The 5918-nt window shown below is 40.7% G+C and carries 6 protein-coding genes and 1 pseudogene; all 7 read right to left on the reverse strand.

Features of this window, described 5'->3' with window-relative positions; translation table 11 throughout:
• Window positions 1-239: 239 nt before the first annotated feature.
• Window positions 240-1376, reverse strand: coding sequence for an aminotransferase class I/II-fold pyridoxal phosphate-dependent enzyme (locus ACUVJL_RS31680; RefSeq protein ID WP_445249456.1), 1137 nt, complete (start codon window positions 1374-1376; stop codon window positions 240-242).
• Between the two features lie 240 nt (window positions 1377-1616).
• The gene (locus ACUVJL_RS31685; protein WP_445249457.1) at window positions 1617-2327 is read right to left on the reverse strand and encodes a sugar transferase; all 711 of its coding nucleotides are present in this window, start codon (window positions 2325-2327) and stop codon (window positions 1617-1619) included.
• Between the two features lie 280 nt (window positions 2328-2607).
• Complete coding sequence (locus ACUVJL_RS31690) at window positions 2608-3366, reverse strand: class I SAM-dependent methyltransferase (protein WP_445249458.1); 759 nt, start codon at window positions 3364-3366, stop codon at window positions 2608-2610.
• A gap of 53 nt (window positions 3367-3419) precedes the next feature.
• Window positions 3420-4493 carry a GNAT family N-acetyltransferase gene (locus ACUVJL_RS31695; RefSeq protein WP_445249459.1) on the reverse strand — a complete coding sequence of 358 codons (1074 nt, stop codon included), beginning with the start codon at window positions 4491-4493 and terminating at the stop codon, window positions 3420-3422.
• 113 nt (window positions 4494-4606) lie between these two features.
• Window positions 4607-5006, reverse strand: a pseudogene (locus ACUVJL_RS31700) (sugar transferase).
• A 96-nt stretch (window positions 5007-5102) separates the two neighbouring features.
• Window positions 5103-5714 (reverse strand): sugar transferase, encoded by a 612-nt coding sequence (locus ACUVJL_RS31705; protein WP_445249460.1) that lies wholly within the window; start codon window positions 5712-5714, stop codon window positions 5103-5105.
• A gap of 96 nt (window positions 5715-5810) precedes the next feature.
• Window positions 5811-5918, reverse strand: a 108-nt coding sequence (locus ACUVJL_RS31710; protein WP_445244738.1) for a transposase, incomplete at its 5' end; no start/stop codon positions are given.

Here is a 5918-nt window from a genome sequence, read left to right on the forward strand (position 1 = left end):
TGAGATTCTGTGGCGGTTTATTAAATATGAATGGATCGAAATAAATGCCTATTCTAGCTGGCCAGCTCTTGTTTCATGTGTGGAAAAAATACTTAAAGAATTTGGAGAAAATTATGTAATTAATTTTGCTTAACTACTTAGCAATCCTAAATCATTTGTGAATTTCTTACTCCCTCCCCGAACTCGCGGGGAGGGCTGGGGTGGGGTAAAAAATTTACTACTCATTTAGGGTTGCTATATCATCGATTTTCTTTGTGAATTTGGGCGATCGCACTTGTCACCCGATCTAAATCTTCATCAGTTAAATTAGAGCCAGAAGGCAAACAAAGCCCGTACTCAAATAACTCTTGAGCCACCGCACCTTCAATACATTCGCAATCGGCAAATACTGGTTGTAAGTGTAAAGGTTTCCAAACCGGACGCGCTTCTATTTTCTCTTGAGCAAGTGCTAAACGAACTTGTTCTCTATCTGCACCGAAAGCGGCCGGATCGATTGTTAAACAAGTCAGCCAGCGAGTAGATTTTCCAAAAGCAGCTTCCGGCATAAATTCGATTCCCGGCAAGTTTCCTAAAGCTTGTTTGTAAAATTCAAAATTGCGTCGTCTCGCTGCAACTCGCTCCTCCAACACCCGTAATTGACCGCGACCAATTCCCGCCAAAACATTGCTGAGACGATAATTGTAGCCAATTTCTGAATGTTGGTAATGAGGAGCGGGGTCACGGGCTTGTGTTGCCAAAAAACGAGCTTTTTCTACCAGTTTTTGGTCATCGGAAACTAACATTCCGCCGCCGGAAGTGGTGATAATTTTATTGCCGTTGAATGAGAAAATGCCGATTTTACCAAAGCTTCCAGGCGATCGGTTTTTATAGCTAGCCCCTAGAGATTCGGCCGCATCTTCTATTAGCGGAATTTCATAAGCATTGCAAGCTTCTAGAATTGGATCGATATCGCAACTTTGACCGTAGAGGTGTACGATTACAACAGCTTTGGGTAATTTACCAATTTTTGCTCGTTTGTCAAGTGCTTCTCGGAACAAATCGGGGTTGAGATTCCAAGAAGTGCGATCGCTATCAATAAAAACTGGTTTTGCGCCAAGATAAGTAATCGGCGTCGCAGTTGCAATAAAAGTCAGAGTCGAGCAAAAAACCTCATCTCCCGAACCGACACCAATTAATTGTAAAGCCAAATGCAAAGCTGCGGTACCGGAACTCACAGCCGCTGCGTGTTTGGCGCCAACTACCTCGCAGAATTCTTGCTCGAAAGCGTCTACATGGGGGCCGACGGGGGCGATCCAGTTGGTATCAAAGGCTTCTTTGACGAACTCCTGTTCGAGGGAACCCATGTGAGGTGTTGAGAGGAGGATTTGTTTGTTCATTTTATCTTCAGTTGGGAGATGGATAGGCAGGAAAAAAGTTTGACTTGAGGAGTTCTTTAGGTTGTATGTTTAAAAATTTGACCCGCACTCCCATTAAATAATTATATTTTTCTTTGTGTCGTTTTAGTGTCTTATAGATTGAGCAATCAGAGAAGCCAGGGGATTTAACCCCTGGCTCATAGCTTAAGTCCTTTTTAAAGGACTCTCAAAAATCTTTAGTCTGTTTTAATAAACGAACTGCTACCGGATATCACTGTTAGTTTGGGAATCGTCAAGCACACCTGTGAATTCTGGGGCTGTAGCATAGCCTTCTTGGTTAATTCCGTCTCTTTTCAAGACTTTCAATACTGTCAGAAACAGAATTTTAAAGTCAAACCACAAACTCCAATTATCGACATAGCAAACATCTAGTTTGAATTTAGCATCCCAGCTAATAGAATTGCGACCATTGACTTGAGCCCAACCCGTAATTCCAGGCATAACTTCGTGGCGGCGTGCTTGTTCTGGAGTATAGCGATCGAGGTATCTGACGAGTAAAGGACGAGGCCCAACAAAACTCATGTCACCTTTGATAACGTTCCAGAGTTGAGGGAGTTCGTCCAGACTGGTTTTGCGAAGAAATTGACCGAGGGGTATGAGACGCTGTTCGTCGGGTAGCAAATTGCCCTCAGCATCGCAATCGCTGGTCATCGTGCGAAACTTGTAGAAATTGAAAACGCGACCGTTTTTACCGGGACGGGGTTGGCAGAAAAAGATGGACCCGCCCATGCGGATGTAAATGGCGATCGCCACCATTAATATTACGGGAGAGAAAACCAAAAGGGCGATCGCTGCACATAATCTATCTAATACCCACTTAACCAATTGGCTGACTTTTTTTGAATTTACTACTTTATTAAGTTGCGATATTTGTGAATCTGATTTGAGCGGTAGTAATTCGTAAATACTCATGATTCTGCACCCCAATAGCAATTTACTGTACTTCCCTGAGCCTTACAATATCCTGGTTTATACGGTAATGAATCCTGTTAACTTTACATAAACGTTAAATAACTTCGGTATTTTATGAAGCTTGTGTGAACCTCTGGTTGGGACGCTCGCTTATCTTTACAGAAACTTTAAAAAAAAGTCGCTGAATGATGAATTTTTTGTAAAATCTTGAGGATTGGGACGCTGACTGAATTTTCAAAAAGAATTCATATCATGTCGATACCCTGCGGTGTACTATAATCTACTTCTTGCAAACAAAGTAAAGCATTCCTGCAATTGGTTGATTTTTCAATGATTCTATGTCATCACACATCTTACCTTGGCCAATCTGATAACTCGAACCAACGCCAACTATTTTAAAACCGGCTTTTGTCAAAATTTGTTGAGCCTCTGGTATTTTATACCAATATGGGTAAGGGCCGCGATCGAGTAGCGCCAAAAAGTTAGATTTTCCGCCCAGCTTAAGCCAAGGAATATATTGAATTGAGCGATTCGACCCAGACAACCTCCTCAACATACCTAAATATGCTAAATATACTACAAGCGGACTTTTGATTCTAGATTCAAAATTTAAAAATGAGAAGAGTGCTGTCCCCCCATTTTTGAGAATCCGATAAGCCTCTGTCAAAGCTTTTAACCTTTTTTCCTCTTCCTCTATTACACACACAATTTGCTGCAAGTAAATTATCTGCTCGAAACTGGAATTTTCGTAAGTTAAATCTGTTGCATCCTGCACTTCAAAAGAGATACTCTGACTTGCGTCTCTCTCCTTTGCTTGTTCGATAAACTCAGGCAGATAATCATAACCGTAAAGCTCTTGAAAACCTAAATCTTTCATTTCCCGCAGAATTCTTCCTCCAGCCGTGCCAGCTTCAACTGTTTTTCCATTTTTATTCAAATATTTGACAATTAGATTTTTTTCGTCTTCGCTGAGACCTTTTCTATCTGCCCAAGCATCAAATTCGACTGTACGGAAAACTTCTTTGTTGTTGAGTGACATATACTTTTCAGCTCTTATTCAAAAATATGGCAAACTTTCAATTTTACTTAACTTTATTTGGTGCAGCGATAAGCAGGGAAAAATTTTGTACTCAGTAGTTCTTCAACCTCCGCATTTAAAGACTTTGCCCGCAATTCAACCAGATGGCGATATTTTTTTTCATCTATAATTAAGCGCAGCGTCAGAAAGGTGTGCATCTGCTTAGCAAAACCTGCTTTAAAATGATAGAGACTATCCTTGCCACCTCCAACACCTCCCCCCAAATGAAAAACTTCATTGCCACGTTCTTTAGCCCAAAATCGAAGATAATCGAACATCAGCTTGCTGGGTGCTTGTTTGAAAAACTCGTTTCTGGTTCCTCCCAAATGATATTGAATTATTCCACTACACTCGGTAAATATCCCAGAACAAGTAACTTTATCCTCTAATTCTACTATACACAAGTGGACTTTGTCACCTAATTTATAGAAATGCGAAAAGTATTCATCATCAAAATAGTACGATCGCGCAGCCCCTAACCGATCCATTGTTTCATAGTAAATTGAAATAAACTCTACGATCGACTCCTGAAAAGGAACCATTCTTGCTGTCATCCCCGAGCGCTTTAACTTATTAATACTGGTGCGGTGTTCCCGTCGAGTTTGACTCCATATTTCGGCTTCGGAGAGTTTTAAGTTAACAGATACAGTTTCTCCATTAACGTTGCAAATATCGGGAGATAAAAAATCATTGAAGCCGCTGTTAAGTATCGGATGCAGGCGAAAAAATGCCGAACACACTCCCTTAGCACGCAATGTAGAGATTAGCTGATTGATTGCTAAATCTAAAAACTCTTTCGTACTAGCTGCCTTATCACTCAACAGAATTCCCGGATAACCATAAGGGGAGACTACATCAAAAACTTCTTGTGTTTTTAAGCTTTGGTCAAATATGTGATCACACCTCCGCAACAAATAAGGCAGAAAAAATATTTTGTCATCTTCCGCTATCAAAATAGCTTCTGCTAGGGCGTTATTCCTAATACACTCTAAATATACATATTCAGGTAAATGATAAATATCGTGGCGAAGTTTTTGCAGAGTCTCTAACCACAAAGAGTCTGATAAACCAACTACTTGAATATTCATTGGCTGCTATCCCACATAATAATTAATCTCCTGTCCAGTTGAATTGCTAGGGATTTCCTACTGAGGGCGAGACGCGATAAATCGCCGTCTCTACAAAAAGCTTTCATTCGTTATTATTCAGATGTAACCGGAAACGATATAGAAGTTTTGCGTGTAGAAAGCGACACATCTATAATGTTGCCGAGTTGAGGAAATTCGTCTAAACGGGTTTTGCGAAGAAATTGACCTATCGCGGTGATTTGCTGTAAGTCCGGGAGAAGATTGCTCTTCGCGTCGCGCTCGCTCGTCGGAAGTGCGAAACTTGTAGAATTGGAAAACTTCGCCGTTTTTGCCTGGCTGCGGTTGGGTAAAGACAATTGGGCTACCAATGCGAATGTAAATGGCGATCGCAACCATTAATATTACGGGAGAGAAAACTGCCAGCGTGATCGAGGCGACTAATCTATCTAATACTGCCTTGACCAATTGGCTGTATTTACTGAAACTCTTGGTAGAAGCAACTTCTGAATTCATGAGTACACTCCGGTTGATTGACTATTTAAAATTTTGTAAATTTCCCTAAACTTCACCGAGCGAGAATCAATGAGATATTTTACAGTAATATTGATTCTAATCAGCCACATGATTAGACCTGCCACCCATCGTTTCTAAAATATACTTTAAATCTTGCATCAAAGAACAATTTTCCATGTACTCCAAATTGATCCGCACTTTATCTGGGTAAATTATTTCGTTGTTATACTGCACTGGATCGCTAACTTTTGCGAGTATTTCTTCTTCATTTCTGTAAGCGAGAGTTGCAGGGCCAGTAATTCCAGGTCGCAGCAGAAGCAATTTGCGATCGTCACCCTGCAATTTATCTGCATAACCCGGAACATCGGGTCGGGGCCCTACCAAACTCATTTCGCCAACGAGTACATTCCACAGTTGTGGCAATTCATCTAACTTCCAGCGTCGCAAATAACTGCCAATTGCTGTCACTCGCGAATCGCCTGCAACAGTAATCGAGCTATCTTTCACCGATCGCACGCTCATAGTCTGAAACTTTTTGACATAGAAAATCTGTCCACCTTTGCCAACTCTTTCTTGGGTAAAAAGGATAGGACTACCCGATGTGATCCCGATCAATATAGCTATCACTGCCATTGGTACTGCTAGAATTATTAAACCTAAGAGCGCAATTGTCAAGTCAAAAATTCGTTTACCAAAGTGCAGGTACATATTGAATTCCTCGATGAAAATCTTGCATTTAAAATAACATAAGTCTCAACAACCTAATAATTTATGGCTCTCTGGAACTTACGGTGATATTTTTATCTAATTAGAAAAGCAAGCTAATACACGATCTCGAAAATTGTCAAAATTAGAAAAGCCATATCCTTGTCGCATAATCAACTTAATTCGATTATTTATCCCCTCCATCAC

The organism is Microcoleus sp. OTE_8_concoct_300, from assembly GCF_031383065.1.
In the GTDB taxonomy this organism is placed as follows: Bacteria; Cyanobacteriota; Cyanobacteriia; order Cyanobacteriales; family Microcoleaceae; genus Microcoleus.